The sequence below is a fragment of the Hymenobacter profundi genome, from assembly GCF_019334315.1.
Lineage (GTDB): Bacteria > Bacteroidota > Bacteroidia > Cytophagales > Hymenobacteraceae > Hymenobacter > Hymenobacter profundi.
Genome location: NZ_JAHWGL010000102.1, coordinates 1 through 17,661 on the forward strand (window position 1 = coordinate 1; position 17,661 = coordinate 17,661).

At 58.9% G+C, this 17,661-nt stretch carries 13 protein-coding genes and 1 riboswitch; of the genes, 2 read left to right on the forward strand and 11 right to left on the reverse strand.

Going from position 1 to position 17,661, the window contains the following annotated elements:
- Positions 1-43: 43 nt before the first annotated feature.
- From KYK14_RS18190 to KYK14_RS18240, 11 genes are all read right to left on the reverse strand, one after another.
- Positions 44-988: an N-acetylornithine carbamoyltransferase gene (locus KYK14_RS18190; RefSeq protein WP_185282112.1), complete on the reverse strand. Its 945-nt coding sequence runs from the start codon at positions 986-988 to the stop codon at positions 44-46.
- A 159-nt stretch (positions 989-1,147) separates the two neighbouring features.
- Entirely contained in the window at positions 1,148-1,894 is a 747-nt protein-coding gene (locus KYK14_RS18195; RefSeq protein ID WP_219160821.1) for an alpha/beta fold hydrolase, read from the reverse strand.
- An 83-nt stretch (positions 1,895-1,977) separates the two neighbouring features.
- A complete protein-coding gene (locus tag KYK14_RS18200; RefSeq protein WP_246601919.1) occupies positions 1,978-2,580 on the reverse strand; it encodes a TlpA family protein disulfide reductase in 603 nt (200 codons plus the stop codon).
- A 29-nt stretch (positions 2,581-2,609) separates the two neighbouring features.
- The gene (locus KYK14_RS18205; protein WP_185282114.1) at positions 2,610-3,542 is read right to left on the reverse strand and encodes a hydrogen peroxide-inducible genes activator; all 933 of its coding nucleotides are present in this window, start codon (positions 3,540-3,542) and stop codon (positions 2,610-2,612) included.
- A gap of 213 nt (positions 3,543-3,755) precedes the next feature.
- Positions 3,756-5,093 (reverse strand): family 1 glycosylhydrolase, encoded by a 1,338-nt coding sequence (locus KYK14_RS18210; protein ID WP_219160823.1) that lies wholly within the window; start codon positions 5,091-5,093, stop codon positions 3,756-3,758.
- Positions 5,094-5,197: 104 nt separating this feature from the next.
- On the reverse strand, positions 5,198-6,877 hold the full coding sequence (locus KYK14_RS18215; protein WP_219160825.1) for a GMC family oxidoreductase: 1,680 nt from the start codon (positions 6,875-6,877) through the stop codon (positions 5,198-5,200).
- Between the two features lie 126 nt (positions 6,878-7,003).
- On the reverse strand, positions 7,004-7,612 hold the full coding sequence (locus KYK14_RS18220) for a gluconate 2-dehydrogenase subunit 3 family protein (RefSeq protein ID WP_219160827.1): 609 nt from the start codon (positions 7,610-7,612) through the stop codon (positions 7,004-7,006).
- Between the two features lie 174 nt (positions 7,613-7,786).
- Positions 7,787-8,659, reverse strand: coding sequence for an SDR family oxidoreductase (locus KYK14_RS18225; RefSeq protein ID WP_219160829.1), 873 nt, complete (start codon positions 8,657-8,659; stop codon positions 7,787-7,789).
- A gap of 161 nt (positions 8,660-8,820) precedes the next feature.
- Entirely contained in the window at positions 8,821-9,699 is an 879-nt protein-coding gene (locus tag KYK14_RS18230; RefSeq protein ID WP_208307634.1) for an SDR family oxidoreductase, read from the reverse strand.
- A gap of 236 nt (positions 9,700-9,935) precedes the next feature.
- Complete coding sequence (locus tag KYK14_RS18235) at positions 9,936-11,060, reverse strand: alkene reductase (protein WP_219160831.1); 1,125 nt, start codon at positions 11,058-11,060, stop codon at positions 9,936-9,938.
- A gap of 156 nt (positions 11,061-11,216) precedes the next feature.
- Complete coding sequence (locus tag KYK14_RS18240) at positions 11,217-12,386, reverse strand: PA14 domain-containing protein (protein ID WP_219160833.1); 1,170 nt, start codon at positions 12,384-12,386, stop codon at positions 11,217-11,219.
- A gap of 224 nt (positions 12,387-12,610) precedes the next feature.
- Positions 12,611-12,722: riboswitch (SAM riboswitch) on the forward strand.
- Between the two features lie 72 nt (positions 12,723-12,794).
- Here KYK14_RS18240 and metH point away from each other — a divergent pair.
- Positions 12,795-16,508 carry a methionine synthase gene (gene metH, locus KYK14_RS18245; protein WP_219160835.1) on the forward strand — a complete coding sequence of 1,238 codons (3,714 nt, stop codon included), beginning with the start codon at positions 12,795-12,797 and terminating at the stop codon, positions 16,506-16,508.
- A 160-nt stretch (positions 16,509-16,668) separates the two neighbouring features.
- A complete protein-coding gene (gene metF, locus KYK14_RS18250; protein WP_208307630.1) occupies positions 16,669-17,625 on the forward strand; it encodes a methylenetetrahydrofolate reductase [NAD(P)H] in 957 nt (318 codons plus the stop codon).
- Positions 17,626-17,661: the final 36 nt, after the last annotated feature.

The window sequence follows — 17,661 nt, forward strand, 5'->3', positions numbered from 1 at the left end:
GCTCAAGATGACAGGCGGGTTTTTTCACTCACCACTTCATTACTTATTTCAACAACTCGTGCAGTACGGTTTGCATGGAGAAGACGCGGTTACCGGCTTCCTGAATCACCAGGGAGTTAGGTGAGTCCAGGATGGCGTCGGATACTTCTACGTTGCGGCGCACGGGGAGGCAGTGCAGGAATTTAGCGTCGTTGGTACCCGTCATGTGCTCGGGCGTAAGCATCCAGCTAGGGTCGTTGCTGATGACTTGGCCGTATTCCTTATAGCTGCTCCAGTTTTTGGCCTGCACAAAATCGGCACCCTCCAGGGCTTTCCGTTGGTCGTACTCGATGCGGGCGCCTTTCGTGAATTTGGGGTCTAGCTCGTAGCCCTCGGGGTGGGTAATCACAAAGTCTACCCAATCGACTTCCGAGAACCAATCGGCGAAGGAGTTGGGTACGCACTGGGGTAGGGCGCGCACGTGGGGTGCCCAGGTCAACACCACTTTCACACGCTCTTTCTGCTTGTGTTCGGCCACGGTAATCAGGTCGGCAAACGACTGCAACGGGTGCAGCGTAGCGCTTTCCAGGCTCACCACGGGCACCGTGGCGTATTGCATAATCTTCTTGAATACCACCTCGTTGTAGTCTTCTTCGCGGTCCTTCAGGGTAGGGAAGGTGCGCACGCCCAACACGTCGCAATACTGGCTCATCACCGCAATAGCCTCCTTGATGTGCTCCTGCGTGCCGCCGTTCATCACGGCGCCATCGGCCATTTCCAACGTCCACGAATCAGCACCGGCGTTCAGTACCCAGGCTTGTGCGCCTAGATTGTAGGCAGCCTTCACGCTGCTCAGGCGGGTGCGCAAGCTGGGGTTAAAGAAAATCAGCCCGACGGTCTTATTCTTACCAATGTGCTGGTAGTCGTATGGGTTTTGCTTGATTTCAAGTGCCTTAGCGAGGAGAGCTTTGTAGTCGCCCGCATCGGCGAAGGAGGTGAAGTTCTGCATGAAGGGAGGTATGTGTGTAAGGGTCGGAAAGTGTCCGTCATGCTGAGCCTGTCGAAGCGTCTCTACCGCTTTGTTGCCATCATTGGAAATTACTTACGGTAGAGATGCTCCGACTACGGCTGCGCCTGCGCTCAGCATGACACGTTCTGTTAGTGCTATCTACCGCAAAGGTAGGCGCGAAACGAAATCACGCAGCAGCGCAGCTACTTCCTCGGGAGCGTCATAAGGAAGCAGGTGACCGGCACCGCCGATGATTTCCAAGGGCGTATCGTCGGGTAGCAGAGGTAGGGTTTCCAGGCCGTGCACCGAGGGCGACATGATCTGGTCTTGGTCGCCGGCCAAGATGGCGCAGGGCACCTGCACGTCGCACATACGAGCCGCAATGTTTTCGCGGCTGCCGTGCAGCAGCCAGGCATCCCAGGCGCCCTTGCTACTGCGCAGATTGTCGTTGATAATCTGTTCTTTGATAGCAGGCGGCTGCGGCCGGGCCGTGATGGTTTGGAAGGTTTTTTCGGCCTCAGCGGGTTTGCCGTAGGCTTTCAGACTCTCCTGGCGGTCCTGCTCCGTCATAGGCTCGGCGGTGGGCGGCGAGGGCGACAGCAGGGCCACGCCTACCAGGCCCACCGGCTGCCGTGCCGCCAGCGTCAGCGCAAATTTGCCGCCCATGCTATGGCCCACTAACACGTAATGCGTTAGTCTTTGTTCTTTGATATACGCAGCTATTGCATTGGCGTAGGCATCTAAGGTGTAGCCGCCCGTTGGGGCAGGCGCGCCGCCGAAACCGCCCAAATTGGGCGCTAAAGAAGAATAATCAGAGCCCAGTGCATCGGCTACGCCCTGCCAAGCGTGGCCGGCGCCTGCCCAGTAATGGAGGTAAATAAGGGTAGGAAAGTTAGAAGATGCCATTGCGCAGTGATTAGCAGCCGCCTACGTAGCGGCTCTGCTTGTGTACGGCAATGGAGCGGAAAGCGCTGGCTTTTGCAGGGGCGCTACGGTTGCGCCAACCCTTCCAGATACGCCTTCACTTTGGGCGAGTCATAATCAGCCATGCCCTCGTGGCGAGTGACAATCCGGCCATCTGGCCCGAGAATAAGGGTAGTAGGAATGGCCTGCGAGTCGAAGGCCGGCGGGAGCGGCGCGGCCGGGAAAAACACCGGTACGGTGTAACCTTTGCGCCGAATGAAAGCCTGTGCTTTCTTCGGGTTACGGTCAAACGACACCAGTACGAAAGCCACTTTTTGCTTGTCTACCTTCTCATACAGCGCCTGAATACCGGGTAGCTCCGCCACGCAGGGCGGGCACCAGGTAGCCCAGATATTGAAGAAAACCGTCTTGCCGCGCAGGGCCTGCAGGTTGGTGGGCTGGCCGTCGAGGGTGAGCAGGGGCACATCAGGGTAGGCAGCAGTAGCAGCTGTTGCCACGGCCGGAGCAGGGGTAGGGACTGCGGGCAGTGCGGGTTGCATCAGACCGGTGACCAGTAGCCCGCGCTGCAACGTGCTCACTACCGGCACGCGCAGCGCCGGAATGAAAACTACGGCCGCCAGCACGAGCCAGGGCAGCCAATCAAAAAGTAAGCGGCGATAATTCTGCATGACTGTACTCTATATGACTTCTTCCCTATTTACCGCCACCGAATTTTGCGGCCGGCCTGCCCGGCGTGTAGGCGCTCGGGTACCTTGGCCAATACCAGCTCGCGCAGGCTGTGCAGCAGGGGTAGGCGCACAAAGCCGTGATGCACCACCATACTGATTTCGCGTACCGGCTCGGGGGCCTCGAAGCGCTTCACCATGGGATTATTGTCCAGCTCGCTGAGTACCGATAGCTCCGGCACCAGCGTGTAGCCGTGGTTGCGGCGCACCAACTCCTTCAGGGTTTCGATGGAACCGCTTTCGTAGGTGAAGGGTTGGCTGTCGGCCACGGGCGAGGGCGAGCAGATGTTGAGCACCTGATGGCGGAAGCAGTGACCCTGCTGCAACAGCCACAGGCCCGGCGCGCCCAGGTCGGTGGGGCTAATGGTGGCCTGTGGGTAGAGGCTGTGGCCTTCGGACACATAACCCAGGAAAGGCTCTTCCAGCAACGGAATTTCCCGCAGTTGGCGGTCATCGAGAGGCGTCACGAGCAGGCCCACATCCAGCTGGTTTTCCTTGAGCCGCTGCATAATGTCGGCCGACTGCATTTCCTCTACCTGCACCCGCAATTGCGGGTGACGCTCCACCAGCTCTACCAAGAACAGCGGCACCAGGTAGGGCGCCAAGGTAGGGATGATGCCCAGGCGCAAGTCGCCTACCAACTCGCCTTTTTCCACCTGCACCACCTCGCGCAACTGCTGCGAAGCACGCAAAATCTCGCGTGCTTTCTCGATTACCTTAGTGCCAACCGTGGTGGGTATCACGCCTTTGCGGGTGCGGTCGAAGAGCAGTACGCCTAACTCTTCTTCCAGCTTTTGCACCTGCATGCTCAGGGTAGGCTGCGTGACACAGCACTTGTCTGCGGCCAGCACAAACTGCTGGTGCGCGTCGAGGGCTACGATATATTCCAACTGCTGCAACGTCATCGGCTCACGAATTCTTTCAGATTTTGAGGATTAGTCGGATTTTGTGGACAATCATAGGCTGTACTATGCACTGCCTTACAGCTTTGCTGCTGAAGCACGGTAAAGCTTCGTGAGTTTGCGAGCTGAAAAGATGGGTAGCAATAAGCTGCCCGGCCCTATAAATCGTCCGTAAAATCCGACTAATCCGCAAAATCCGAAAAAATCTGTGAGCCTTTACACTTCCACTTTCAGCTCAGCCGGGCGTTTCGTGATCTGGAAGATTTCCCCGTGCGGTACCATCGTAATCTGACCAAATTCCTGGAGCATCATCTTGTAGCTTTCGCCAACGGGACGAATTTTGCGATTGAGGTCGTAGAGGCCGCAGGGGTTTACGAAGCCGCGCTTTTCGGCCAGCGAGATGTCCCAGTCAATCTGATCGAGAAGGGAATACCACGTGAAGCCGACCACCGGCACGCCGTCTTGGCGGATGCGCGTCACGTTCACCCACTGCTTCCAGAGCCAACATTCGGCGTCCATAGCATTAAAAGTGTTGGTTTCGGTGTGAAATACGGGCTTGCGGTACCGCTCGTAGTATTGCTTGGTCATGGTGTACCAGCCCAGCACGTCCTCGGCAGAGCACAGGTCGCCGTTGGGCTTGATAATCTTCTCGTTGCGGCCGTAGTAGTCGTTGCCCATGATCTGGTATCCGGGAGGTTCGCCGGCCATAAACCACTTTAGCTCCTCGCGGGTCATACCGTTGTCGAGGCAATACAGCAGCACTTCGGCATCGATGGTATGGGCGTAAAGCAAATCCAGCGACAGAAAGCGCAGCTTGTTGGTGAGGCGCGTATGGTCACTTTCCACCGCCCGCATCTCGTGAATGTACTCCGCCGATTCGCTCTGCACAATCACGCAGTCGGGGCGGTACTTGGCAATTTGATGGTTGCCCATGATGCTGGCAGCCACGCAGTGCTTCATGGCCGTCACAAACCCCTTGTCGGATTTCAATTGTTCGTTCCAGATGCCGTCTTTAGCACTGGCGCGGGCCGTCACGTAAATTTCGTTGACGGGCGTATAGAAACGCACCCAGGGGTAGCGCTGGGCCACGGCGCCGCAGTACTCGGCAAAGTGCACAGGCAACTCGGGGTTCTGAAAGTTCTCCAACCAGTCGGGCACGCCAAAGTGCATCAGGTCCAGAATAGGCGTAATGCCCAGGCGTTTGATTTCGGCCATAGCAGCATCCGCAAACTCCCAGTCGTACTTGCCCGGTGCCTTCTGAATCTTGTAGTAGGGCAGATTGTAGCGCAGCACGTTCAGCCCCATCTCCTTCACCAGGCCCAGGTCTTCCTTATAACGGTTGTAGTGGTCGGTTTCCTCGAGCAGGTCGCGGCGGGTTTTGCCGTGGTCGATGGTAGGGTAGGAGCACTCAATGCCCGTCGCAAACATGAAGTTGCGGGGTGATTTGGTAGGCAGACCGCTTCCGTCGCGGCCATCTGCGCCCCCAAATTGGTCGCCTTCATACGTGCCGTTGCCAAATTTCTTTTTGATGTGTTTTAAAAAGTCCTGTGCCATAAAGGGTAGGACGCTTTGCGGGCGTCCATCGTTGAAAGATTGAACGGTGAGTAGGCGAGGCCGTTCAACGCAAACGTTCAACGACAGGCGCGTGCAACGCGCCCTTACCGGGCTTTCTCCAAAAACTTATCGGCTGTGCGCAGACTCAACGCCATAATCGTCAGCGCCGGATTGACGCTCAAGGCGCTCGGAAATACAGAGTTATCACAGATGTATAGGTTCGGCACGTCAAAAGCGCGGCCGTCGGCGTCTACCACGGCGTCATCGCCGCTGTGGCCCATGCGCGCTGTGCCGATGGTGTGGGCATAGCGCGGGAAAGCCCAGATATCGGTGGCGCCGGCCGCTTCCCAGATCTGGCGCATAATATTTTCGGCGTGGGCAGTCATGCGCTTTTCGTTTTCCTGGGCCGTGAAGTGAATGCGGGGTTTAGCCACGCCGCGGGCGTCCTTTTCCTCGGCCAGCTCCAGGTAGTTGCTGTCGTGGGGTAGGCAGTCGCCCAATATGTTGATGCCGGCAATGTGGTTGTAGTTGCGCATGTAGTCGCGGCCTGCCTGGCCCCAGAGCTTGCGCGCCCGCGCCGCCTGCGAAGCAAACGTAACGGGCATCACCCCAATGCTTTGCAGTAAGTAGCCGCCCGCAAAATCAGCGTCCTTGGGGCGGTGCGTATCCTCCGAAATCAGCGCGCCCGGAATGCCCTTGTAAGGGCGCACATCCTCGGGGAAAGTGCCCCACACCTGCACGCCGGTATGCGCCGTGAAGTTGCGCCCTACCTGGCCGCTGTTCAACGCCAACTCGTTCAGCAGCAGCAAGCGCGGTGTTTCGATAGCGCCCGCGCACAAAAACAGGTTGCGGCACTTTTGGCGTAGTGTGATGCCGTTTTGCTCATATACCACACCCGTAACGGCGCCACTAGCGTCGCGCTCAATCTCCGTGACGTAGCTGTTAGGCCGAATATCGGCGCCGTAGTTGGCCGCTAGGGGTAGGAAGGTAACGTCCATGCTGGCCTTGGCGCCGATGTTACAGCCCGCCTGGCAAAAACCCCGGTTGGTGCATGCCTCGCGCCAGCCAATTCCCTCCTGGTAATACCGCGCCGACAACGCCGCATTGGCTGCCGGAGAGGTCTTGATGCCCAGCTGCTCGCAGCCGCGCTGCATGAGCTGCGCAGCCCCGTTTAGGGGTAGGGGAGCCAGGGGGTAGCTGTGCTTACGGGTAGGGCCCCAGGGGTAGTTCTTGGGGCCAGAGATGCCCAAAAACTGCTCCAGCTCGTCGTAATACGCCTCCAGGTCTTCGTAGCCGATGGGCCAGTCCTTGCCCACGCCAAAGTCGCGTTGCAGGCGGAAATCGTCGTCCTGGGCGCGGGGGGTGTAGGCGGTGTAGTGCAGGGTAGAGCCGCCTACCCCAATGCCGGAGTTGTTGCGGCCAAAGGCAATTGGGTCCTCGCCGGCCGACAGCCGCTCATCGTTCCAAAACAAGAACGCTTGTGCTTTCTCGTCGGTGGCGAAATCCTTACGTGGGTCGTGCCAGGGGCCGGCTTCTAGGGCCACTACCTTCAGGCCGGCCATAGCCAAGCGGGCCAACAGAGGCGCGCCGCCCGCGCCGGTGCCAATCACCACGCAATCCACTACCTCGTCGGGGTCGGGGAGGGGGGCGGGTTGTTCCAGCGGGTCGCGGCTGGGGTCAGCTTGCAAGTCGTTTTCTTCGATTATTTCTTTGAGAAGCGGATCCTGAATCTCGGGTTGGAGGGGATTCAAAACGCCTTCTTCAGCTACTTCTTCCTCAGGCATAAAGGGAAAGGTGAAAGTGTGAGTCGTGAATTTGTGAATAGTGAGAGCAAGCTGTGGGTAAGTTGCTGATAGGGATTGCGTGCGTCAGCATGACGATAGGCAATCCTACCTTCACAACTTCACCTTTTACAACTTCACTTGTTCTTCCGGCTCGCGGGGGTCTAATTCGTTGAGTTGGAGGTGGTGCCAGCCGGGTACATCGGCCATGCCGACGTAGCCGATTTCTTCCTGCGCCAAGGGGTGGGCGTAGTAGTTCTCGGTGAGTTCAGCCAGCAGTTCCTCGAAAAAGCGAACCCCAGACATTTCCTGCCACACGTCGCCGGGCGCGGTGCCTTGCTGCACCGCCGCAAGCACTTGGTCTTTCTGCTCGTCGCTGAGCGACAGAAACTTCTGCCCAAACATGGTTTCGGCGCTGTCGCGGATGCCGCCCAAGCCCATGCGGTAGGCTTCGCGGTCGGGGGGTAGGGCGTCGTAGCGCCAGCCGTCGGAGCCGCCTTCTAGCAGGCGCTTATCTACGGCCGGAGCCAGCTCAATGGGGTTTTCGGGGCGGTCGGGCTGCGGAAACAGGCGTGCCGCTACGGCGCGCAGCAATTCGTAGGTGGCACCATCGAGGTACTGCGGCTCGTACACGGGCGCGTCAAGGCGGGCTTGCAGCGCGTCGCGGGTAGCATCGGTCACGAGGTCGGTAGCCAGCAGCGCCCGTACGGTGCCTTCTGGGTAATGAGGAGAGGCCATAAGGAGGAGAAATGCGGCACCAATCAGTGTACCGACAGTTAACATCAGTTTCTACGGAGAAATACAAAACAGGGTGCCTGTTTCAAGCTAAACCGTAGAATTTATATGCATCAAACAAACAGCCCAGAGCATTTGCCCTGGGCTGCGGGGTGCTTCTACAAAAAAGCCAACTTTTTACTCGTCGCTGCTGGTCTTGCCGCCCGTTACGGGAATGAAGGCGCCTGTCATAAAGGAGCCATCTTGCGAGGCGAGCAGCACGTAGGCGCCTACCAACTCCTCGGGTTGACCGGGACGCTGCAAGGCTACCTCGTGGCCGTACTTGTCGATTTCAGAAGCAGGCATGGTGCCGGGAATGTTAGGCGTCCAGATAGGACCGGGCAGCACGGCATTCACCCGTATGCCCTTCTCGCCCAAGCTTAGCGCCAACGACTTGGTGAAGGCGTGAATGGCGCCCTTCGACGAAGCGTAGTCGATGAGAATCCTGTTGCCGGTTTGGCCCACAATGCTACCCGTGTTGATGATGCAGTCGCCTTTTTGCAGGTGCGGCACGGCGGCCTGGGCCATAAAAATGTAGCCCATGATGTTGGTTTCGAACGTGCGCCGGATTTGCTCCACCGGAATGTCCTCGAATTTCTCCTGCGACATCTGATAGGCGGCGTTGTTCACCAGAATGTTCAGGCCGCCCAGCTCGTCGCGAGTGCGGCGCACGGCCGAAAGGCAGTTTTCGGGCTCGCGCACGTCGTATTTCAGCACCAGGCAGCGGCGGCCCGTGCCTTCCACCATCGACTTGGTTTTCTCGGCGTCTTCGTCGTTTTCGTTGTAAAGGATGGCCACATCGGCACCTTCCATGGCAAAGCCCAGGGCCACGGCCCGGCCAATGCCGGAGTCGGCGCCGGTGATGAGGGCTACTTTACCCTCTAGCTTGCCGGCCGGTTTATAGTAGGAAAGGTCGGAGTCGGGCTGCTGCTTCATATCGGCCTGTTTGGCCGGGTAGGGCAGCTTTTCGGCTTTCATATCATCCGAGGTAGGGCGAAATTCAGTGCTCATAGGAGTTCGGGTTTAAAGGAAGAGTTGGTGAGTAGGAATACGCAAAAGCATAACGGTTGGCGGAAGCTGCGCCCAGAAAAAAGCTTCCGACCGGCACGGCCGGCGGAAGCTTTTGGGAAGGCCGTTGTGGGCACCGCGCCTCGCAGAGAGACGCGGCAAACTCAGCCGCCTTTGGGCATGCCGCCCGTTACTTCCAGCAGGCTACCCGTGGAGTAGCTACCGTCAGTCGAAGCGAAATACACGTAGGCCGGGGCCAGTTCCTCGGGCTGACCGGGGCGGCCCAGCATGGTAGCGTCGCCGAAGGTTTTCAAGTCCTCTTTCAGCATACCGCCGGGAATAAAGGGCGTCCAAATAGGACCAGGCAACACAGCATTTACCCGGATTTTCTTGTCGCCCAGGTACTGCGCCAAGCTCTTAGTGAAGGTATGAATAGCGCCTTTAGTAGAGGCGTAGTCGATCTGGTGCTTGTTGCCTACCAAGCCTACAATGCTACCCGTGTTGATGATGGAATCACCTTCCTTCAGGAACGGAATGGCCGCCTGGGCCATAAAGAAGTAGCCCTTGATGTTGGTATCGAAGGTGATGTGAATGTTCTCCTCCGGTATGGTCTCGAAGTTCTCGTAGCCCATCTGGTAGGCGGCGTTGTTTACCAGAATGTTGAAGCCGCCCAGCTCGGCGTGGGTGCGGCGCACGGCGTCGCGGCAGGCTTCTGCCGAGCGCACATCGCACTGAATCGACAAAAACTTGCGGCCCTGAGCGCGTACGGCCTGGCCTACTACTTCGGCATCTTCGGCGTTGGTGTGGTAGATAACGGCTACGTCGGCGCCTTCCATGGCAAACGCCAGTGCTACAGCCCGACCAATGCCGGAGTCGCCGCCCGTAATGAGAGCCACTTTGCCGGCCAGTTTATTGGCCGGGTTGTAGCTCGACATATTCCAGTCGGGCTTCACATCCATGCCCTCTTCGCTGGTGGGGTAGGAGGTAGGTTTGGGGTCGATTTCGCTATTGGTAGGACGAGGTTCGTTGGGGTCAGTGCTCATGGTCAGAATAGTTTAGGTTGGTAAGGGATACGCAGGGTAGGGCGGAAGGTCAGGGGTAGGCCAAAAAGTTGTTGTGTTTAGAAATCCGTTCCGGAATGTAACTCGCCCTGAAAACAGGAAAGCCTACCGCTCCGAGCAGTAGGCTTTCCTTGGTATAGCTAGATTACGTTGTAGGCAGTCGAAAACGGAGTGCCTGCATTCGGTACTTGGTCTTCAAAACGAAAACCGAGCAACGCTTATTTTTGCTCGATGTCCTGTGCAGCTTCCTTGGTTTCTTGCAACGAAGGATAATCCGTGTAGCCCTTCTCGCCGGCCACGTAGAACGTGGTAGGATCGGGGGTGTTGAGGGCGGCACCTTGCTCGAAGCGCTCCACCAGATCGGGGTTGGCAATGAACGGCACACCGAAAGCAATCAGGTCGGCTTCGTTGTTAGCCAAGGCTGCCTCCGCGGTTTCCTGGGTGTAGCCACCGTTCAGGATAAAGGTGCCGTTGAAAATTTCGTGCAGCTTGGCGGCCACGGCCGGCCGGCTAGGCTGGGCCATGGGGTGGCCAGGTAGGGCCTCAATCACGTGCAGGTAGGCCAGGTTGAACTGGTTTAGTTGCTCCGTTACATAGCTGAACGTCGCCACCGGATCGGAGTCCTGAATGCTGGCGCTACCCTGGGGCGAGAAGCGGATGCCCACGCGGTCGGCGCCCAGCTCGTCTACCACGGCCTGCACCACTTCCAGCACAAAGCGGCTGCGGTTTTCTACGCTGCCGCCATACTCGTCGGTACGCTGGTTGGAGCCGTCTTGCAGAAACTGGTCGAGCAAGTAGCCGTTGGCGCCGTGAATCTCGGCGCCGTCAAAACCAGCGGCTTTGGCGTTGCGGGCAGCTTGGCGAAACTGCTCTACCACGCCGGGAATCTCGCTCAACTCCAGGGCGCGGGGGGTAGGCACTTCTTCCATGCCCTTGCCCGTGAAGGCCTTGGCGCCCTCCGGCTTGATGGCCGACGGGGCCACCGGCAGCTCGCCATTATGAAAAAACGGGTGCGATACACGACCCACGTGCCACAGCTGAATGTAGATGCGCCCGCCTGCTTCGTGCACCGCGTCGGTTACCTTTTTCCAGCCGGCCACCTGCTCCTCAGAGTAGATGCCGGGCGTGTTGATGTAGCCCACGCCCTGCTCCGATACCTGCGAGCCCTCCGTGATAATCAGGCCGGCGGAAGCGCGCTGCACGTAGTATTCCACGTGCATATCGGTAGGCTTGTGCGCGTCGTTGTCGGCACGGCTGCGCGTCATCGGGGCCATCACGAGGCGGTTGGGTAGGGAAAGGGCGCCCATGGTGAAGGGCGAGAAAAGATGGGTTGTCTGTGTCATGTTGAGTGGGTGTACAGCTGCAGCAAAGGCGCTGCGCGTATCGGTGTCTACAACTCATGTTTGTACACGAATGTTTTGGCTGGTGCAGAGGTTATCGAATCTTAACACGCTCATGCTACCGCGCCATCTTGCTCGCTGGTACTACTATCTATCACCCTACTCCACTACCACCTCTACCCGCCGGTTGCGAGGCCGCTGGCGCGGGTCGCGGTTATCAGCCACTGGCCGGGTGCCGCCATAGCCCACCGCCGCTAGCCGGAGCGAGTCGATGCCTTGCTGCACCAGGTAGCGCCGCACTACCTGGGCACGTTTCTCAGAAAGGTGTTGGTTGAGCGCCGCATCGCCTACATTATCGGTGTGGCCGGCTATTGTTAAGCGGAGTGTGGGCTGTTGCTGTAGGGTGTGAGCTAACGCGTTCAGGGTAGGGTAGGAGGTAGGTAGCAACGCCGCCGTGCTGCGGGTGAAATAGAGGTTGGGTAACGTAAGGGTCTCGCCCTTCGTGAGCGTGCTCAGAGTAGGCAGAGGAGGAATTGGTGCTACAGCATCGGCGGCGGCTGCCTGGGGGCGCAACGCCGTAAGTGGCTGGATGGTCGCTAGGCGGAGTGTTGCCGGTCTAGTTTGTCGAACCTTGGCGACGGATGCCACTTTGGAAGCAGTGGTAGCTGGTGGTGCGCTGGGTGCGGCGGCTACTGCTGGCGGCAGAGTAGGGGTAGGGCGCGGCTGGGCCTCAGTTGGTAGAGAAGGGTAGAGGTAGCGCGTGGGAATAGGCACCGGGTCAGTTTCGCTAAAGCCTACGGCCTCACGCACCTTATCCCACCACGAAGGCTCCGTGAGAGGTGGCGTTTGCCAGGCCAGCAGCGCTCGGGTGTCGAAGTTTGCCTGAAAGTACTCCACTCGTATAGGGTAGTAGCGCCCAGCCTTCAAGACCATATGCGTAGAAGACATGGTAACTGGCTGATATTGCCAGGAGTCCAAGATCTGCTGCTGCCCAATCCATACGCGCATGCCATCGTCAGTAGCAATCTTGAATTTGTAAGTACCCGTCGAGGGAGCGTAGAGGTAGCCCGTCCAGCGTACCGAAAACCACTGGCCCGGCACCCCCGGCCCCGGCGACACATACCGCTCCGATGGTCGGCCGGGGGTAGGCGGGCCGTAGGTCCAGTCGAAGTCGATATTCTTATCAAGGCGAGTGAGTACCAGCTTCTCAAAGTCGCGCCCAGCATAGTACTGTCCCCGCAAGCCCGTGCCGGCAGAAGGCGGCATAATAGTCTGCGCTAACACCGCACGGCTGAGCAGGAAACCAGAAAGCAGGAGAAAAATCCGCATAAGGTGCATAACCACGAAACCAGCGGGGGATAGATGCTCTGGGTTACTAGCCGCTGATGATACAAAATGCGGCAGAAGTAAAAGCCGTGACGATTTTTTCAACAGAGTGGCGCCTCCTACTCATCAAACAAGATTTTCGATCTACCAAGCCAACCTCGCGCAGCAGCCTCAGCAGAAAAGCCAGGGCGGTTGTAATGTGAGTTTTGAGCTGTATCTTTGCGTATTACTTATCCAGAAAGACCGAGGGATTGGGCCCTGTGACGTCTTGGCAACCTGACATATTACAAGGTGCCAACTCCCATTTCGCCCTACCTATCGGGCGGAAGAAGATAAGTACAGGAACCTGCTTCGGCGGTTTTCTCTTTCTGGATAAGCTTTCGTACCCGCTGCTTTCCCGAAGGAAAATCCATGAAGACGACCTGCCCCGACTCCCCGCTCTACGACATCCTCCAACGCCGCCTCCTGATCCTGGACGGCGCCATGGGCACCATGATTCAGCGGCACACGCTGACGGAGGAGGACTTTCGCGGCCCGCGGTTTGCCGACCACGCCAAGCCCCTGCGCGGCAACAATGACCTGCTCTCGCTCACGCGCCCCGATATCATTAAGAGTATTCATGCTGAATACTTTGCGGCCGGCGCCGATATGGTGGAGACCAACACCTTCTCCGGTACCACCATCGCCCAGGCCGACTACGCCCTGGAACACATTGTGTATGAGCTGAACTACGAGTCGGCGCGGCTGGCCCGCGAAGTGGCCGACGAGTTTACGGCCAAAGACCCCAGCAAGCCGCGCTTTGTGGCCGGCGCCATTGGCCCTACCAACCGCACCGCCTCCCTTTCGCCCGACGTGAACCGCCCCGGCTTCCGCGCAGTGACCTTCGACGAGCTGGCCCACGCCTACCACGAGCAAGTGCGCGGCTTGGTAGACGGCGGCTCCGACGCCCTGCTGATCGAAACCATCTTCGACACCCTGAACGCCAAAGCGGCCCTGTACGCGGTGCAGCAGTTCTTCGACGAAGGTGGCCGGCAGGTGCCCATTATGATTTCCGGCACCATCACCGACGCTTCGGGCCGTACCCTGAGCGGCCAGACGGTAGAGGCGTTCTGGAACTCCATTCGTCACCTGCCCCTACTCAGCGTGGGCCTGAACTGCGCCCTCGGTGCTGATCAGCTTAAAGTCTACGTGAAGGAACTGAGCCGCATTGCCGACGTGCACATTTCCGCCTACCCCAACGCTGGCCTACCCAACGCCTTTGGTGGGTATGATGAGTCGGCCGAGGAGTTTGCGGGTTTGGTGGAAGGCTACCTCACCGATGGCCTCGTGACGGTGGTAGGCGGCTGCTGCGGCACCACGCCCCAGCACATTGCCGAGTTGGCCCGCCTAGCCGACAAGTACAAGCCGCGCGTCCTACCCGAGGTGCCGCCCGCTACCCGCCTGAGCGGGTTGGAGCCGTTCGGCATCACCGAGCAGAGCTTATTTGTGAACGTGGGCGAGCGGTGCAACGTAACCGGTTCCCGCGCCTTCGCCCGCCTCATCCGCACCGGCAACTACGAAGCTGCCCTGGCGGTAGCCCGCGACCAGGTAGAAGGCGGCGCCCAAGTCATCGACGTGAACATGGACGAAGGCATGCTCGACTCGGAGCAGGCCATGACCACGTTCCTGAACCTGATTGCCTCCGAGCCCGACATTGCCCGCGTGCCCGTCATGATTGACTCCTCGAAGTGGAGCGTGCTGGAAGCCGGCCTGAAGTGCGTGCAGGGCAAAAGCATTGTCAACTCCATTTCCCTCAAGGAAGGGGAAGAAGTGTTCAAGGCCCGCGCCCGCACGGTGCGCCAGTACGGCGCGGCCGTGGTGGTCATGGCCTTCGATGAGAATGGCCAGGCCGACAGCTACGAGCGCCGCATCGAAATCTGCCAACGCAGCTATGATATCTTGGTGAACGAGGTCGATTTCGCACCCGAAGACATCATCTTCGACCCCAACATCCTGACGGTGGGCACGGGCATGGAGGAACACCGCAACTACGCATTGGACTTCATTGCGGCGGTGCGCTGGATCAAGCAGAACCTGCCCGGCGCCCTCACCAGCGGCGGCGTTTCGAACATCAGCTTCTCCTACCGTGGCAACGACGTAGTGCGCGAGGCCATGCACTCAGCCTTCCTCTACCACGCCATCAAAGCGGGCCTGGATATGGGCATCGTGAATCCCAGCCAGTTGGGCGTATACGACGAGGTGCCCAAAGACCTGCTCGAACTCTGCGAGGACGTCCTGCTAAACCGTCGCCCCGATGCCACCGAGCGCCTCGTGGACTTCGCCGAAACGGTGAAGCAGAAAGAAAAAGTGGAGGTAGTAGCCGATGCCTGGCGCAGCCTACCTGTGCAGGAGCGCCTGCAACACGCGCTGGTGCGCGGCATCACGGAGTTTATTGACCAAGATACCGAGGAAGTGCGCCAGCAGGTAGGCCGCCCATTGGAAGTAATTGAAGGCCCCTTGATGGCCGGCATGAACGTGGTAGGCGACCTGTTTGGGGCCGGCAAAATGTTCCTGCCGCAAGTGGTAAAGTCGGCTCGCGTGATGAAGAAGGCGGTGGCCTACCTAGAGCCCTACCTCTTAGCCGACAAGCAAAGCGGCGACCGGCAAACCGCCGGTAAAATCCTGCTGGCCACCGTGAAGGGCGACGTGCACGACATCGGCAAAAACATTGTGGGCGTGGTGCTGGCCTGCAACAACTTCGACATTGTGGACCTGGGCGTGATGGTGCCGCTGGAAAAGATTCTGGACGAAGCCGAAAAGCAACAGGTCGACATCATTGGCCTGAGTGGCCTGATTACGCCTTCGCTCGATGAGATGGTGTACGTGGCCCAGGAGATGGAGCGCCGCGGCCTGCAAACGCCCCTGCTTATTGGCGGCGCTACTACCTCGCGCTTGCACGCTGCCGTGAAGATTGCGCCCTCCTATACTGGGCCCGTGGTGCACGTGAACGATGCCTCCCGCTCGGTGGGCGTGGCGGCAGGCTTGCTCGGCTCGGCCAAGGAAACCTACGCCCACACCGTGCGCGACGAGTACGAGACTCTGCGCAACGACTACGCCGGCCGCCAGCGCGACAAACGCTACCTCACCATCGAGCAAGCCCGCGAAAACGGCTTCAAGGCCGATTGGGACGAAACGCCCATCACTAAGCCTACCTTCCTGGGAACTAAGGTGCTGGAAGACTACGATCTGGCCGAACTGGCCACCTACATCGACTGGACACCCTTCTTCCACACCTGGGAGCTGAAGGGCCGCTACCCCCGTATTCTGGAAGACGAAACCCTAGGCGAGGCCGCTACCAAGCTGTTCGAAGACGCCCAGAAACTACTGAAGCAAGTCATTGACGAGAAGCTGCTGACGGCCCGCGCCGTGTTTGGCTTCTGGCCCGCCAATACTGTCGATTACGACACCATTCAGGTGTTTAAGGACGATACCCGGCAGGAGGTGGAAACAGAGTTCTTTACCCTGCGCCAGCAAGGCGAAAAGGGCAAGAACATCCCCAACGTGGCCTTCTCCGACTACGTGGCCCCGCTGGAAACAGGCCGCGCCGACTACATCGGCGGCTTCGCCGTAACGGCCGGCCTTGGCATCGAAAAGCTGCTCGATCAGTTCGAGCAAGACCACGACGACTACTCCAGCATTATGATTAAAGCCCTAGCCGACCGTCTGGCCGAGGCCTTCGCCGAGCGCCTGCACCAGCGCGTGCGGGAGGAGTTCTGGGGCTATGCCTCGGATGAAAAGCTTTCCAACGAAGACCTCATCAAGGAGCAATACCGCGGCGTGCGCCCCGCCCCCGGCTACCCCGGCTGCCCCGACCACACGGAGAAAATCACGCTCTTTGAGCTGCTTGATGCGGAGAACAAAACGGGCATTCACCTCACCGAAAACCTGGCCATGTACCCGGCTTCGTCGGTGAGCGGCCTGTACTACGCGCACCCTGCCTCGCGTTACTTCGGCCTGGGCCGCATCGGCAAAGACCAGGTAGAAGACATTGCCGAGCGCAAGAACATGCCCCTACCCGACCTGGAACGCTGGCTGGCCCCCAACCTGAACTATGACCCTACGGCCGTGCCGGTTACGGCGCTGTAGGCTTACCCCACCCCCCCGACCCCTTCCCCTCCGGGAGAGGGGGAGCCTGACGATTGTTCTATTCCAAAGCTTATCCGGAGCTAAGCACTTCTGCTAATGCCGCACCGTCTGGCTCCCCCTCTCCCGGAGGGGAGGGGGCCGGGGGATGGGGTCAACGTATATGAAAGTCACTGAACACCTCTCCAACGCCCACGGCAAAACCCTCTTCTCCTTCGAGGTGCTACCTCCGAAAAAAGGCGAGAATATTAAAACGCTGTTCTCCAACATCGAGCCGCTGATGGAGTTCAAGCCGCCGTTTATCGACGTGACGTACCACCGCGAGGAGTATGTGTACCGCAAACACACCAACGGCTTGCTGGAAAAGCACACCGTGCGCCGCCGGCCGGGTACGGTAGGCATCTGTGCGGCCATCAAGAACCGGTTTGATGTCGATACCGTGCCCCACCTCATTTGCGGCGGCTTCACGAAGGAAGAAACCGAAAACGCCCTCATCGACCTACACTTCCTGGGCATCGATACGGTACTGGCCCTGCGCGGCGACCCCATCAAGAGCGAAGGTCAGTTCAAGCCCGAGCCCGACGGCCATGCCTACGCTTGCGACCTAATTGGGCAGGTGTCTGACCTGAACAAAGGGGCCTACCTAGATGAGGAGCAGGACGAAACATCGGCCACCAACTTCTGCATCGGTACGGCCGGCTACCCCGAAAAGCACTTTGAGTCGCCCAACTCCGGCGCCGATATTCGCTACCTTAAGCACAAAGTAGACAGAGGCGCCGACTACATCGTGACGCAGATGTTCTTCGATAACGAGCAGTTTTTCAACTTCGAAAGTCGCTGCCGCGCGGCGGGCATTACGGTGCCCATCATTCCGGGGCTGAAGCCCATGACCACCAAAAGCCAGCTCACGGCCCTACCCCGCTCGTTCTACCTGAACATCCCGGAGGAGCTGAGCGAAGCCGTGCACCTGGCTCCCGACAACGCCGCCGCCCGCCAGATCGGCATTGAGTGGTGCATCAACCAGAGCCGCGAGCTGATGGCTCACGGCGTGCCGTGCTTACATTACTACAGCATGGGCAAATCTGAGTCTGTGCGTAAGGTAGCCGCTGCGCTGTTTTAGAATAGTGAAATTGTGAAGTTGTGAAATGGTGAGTTT

Excerpts from the sequence above, each read along its gene's own strand:
- metH (WP_219160835.1), top strand. The coding sequence starts at position 12,795 with ATGAAGACGACCTGCCCCGACTCCCCGCTCTACGACATCCTCCAACGC.
- KYK14_RS18230 (WP_208307634.1), bottom strand. The coding sequence starts at position 9,699 with ATGAGCACTGACCCCAACGAACCTCGTCCTACCAATAGCGAAATCGAC.
- KYK14_RS18205 (WP_185282114.1), bottom strand. The coding sequence starts at position 3,542 with ATGACGTTGCAGCAGTTGGAATATATCGTAGCCCTCGACGCGCACCAG.
- KYK14_RS18240 (WP_219160833.1), bottom strand. The coding sequence starts at position 12,386 with ATGCGGATTTTTCTCCTGCTTTCTGGTTTCCTGCTCAGCCGTGCGGTG.
- KYK14_RS18190 (WP_185282112.1), bottom strand. The coding sequence starts at position 988 with ATGCAGAACTTCACCTCCTTCGCCGATGCGGGCGACTACAAAGCTCTC.
- KYK14_RS18215 (WP_219160825.1), bottom strand. The coding sequence starts at position 6,877 with ATGCCTGAGGAAGAAGTAGCTGAAGAAGGCGTTTTGAATCCCCTCCAA.
- KYK14_RS18220 (WP_219160827.1), bottom strand. The coding sequence starts at position 7,612 with ATGGCCTCTCCTCATTACCCAGAAGGCACCGTACGGGCGCTGCTGGCT.
- metF (WP_208307630.1), top strand. The coding sequence starts at position 16,669 with ATGAAAGTCACTGAACACCTCTCCAACGCCCACGGCAAAACCCTCTTC.
- KYK14_RS18200 (WP_246601919.1), bottom strand. The coding sequence starts at position 2,580 with ATGCAGAATTATCGCCGCTTACTTTTTGATTGGCTGCCCTGGCTCGTG.
- KYK14_RS18235 (WP_219160831.1), bottom strand. The coding sequence starts at position 11,060 with ATGACACAGACAACCCATCTTTTCTCGCCCTTCACCATGGGCGCCCTT.
- KYK14_RS18210 (WP_219160823.1), bottom strand. The coding sequence starts at position 5,093 with ATGGCACAGGACTTTTTAAAACACATCAAAAAGAAATTTGGCAACGGC.
- KYK14_RS18195 (WP_219160821.1), bottom strand. The coding sequence starts at position 1,894 with ATGGCATCTTCTAACTTTCCTACCCTTATTTACCTCCATTACTGGGCA.
- KYK14_RS18225 (WP_219160829.1), bottom strand. The coding sequence starts at position 8,659 with ATGAGCACTGAATTTCGCCCTACCTCGGATGATATGAAAGCCGAAAAG.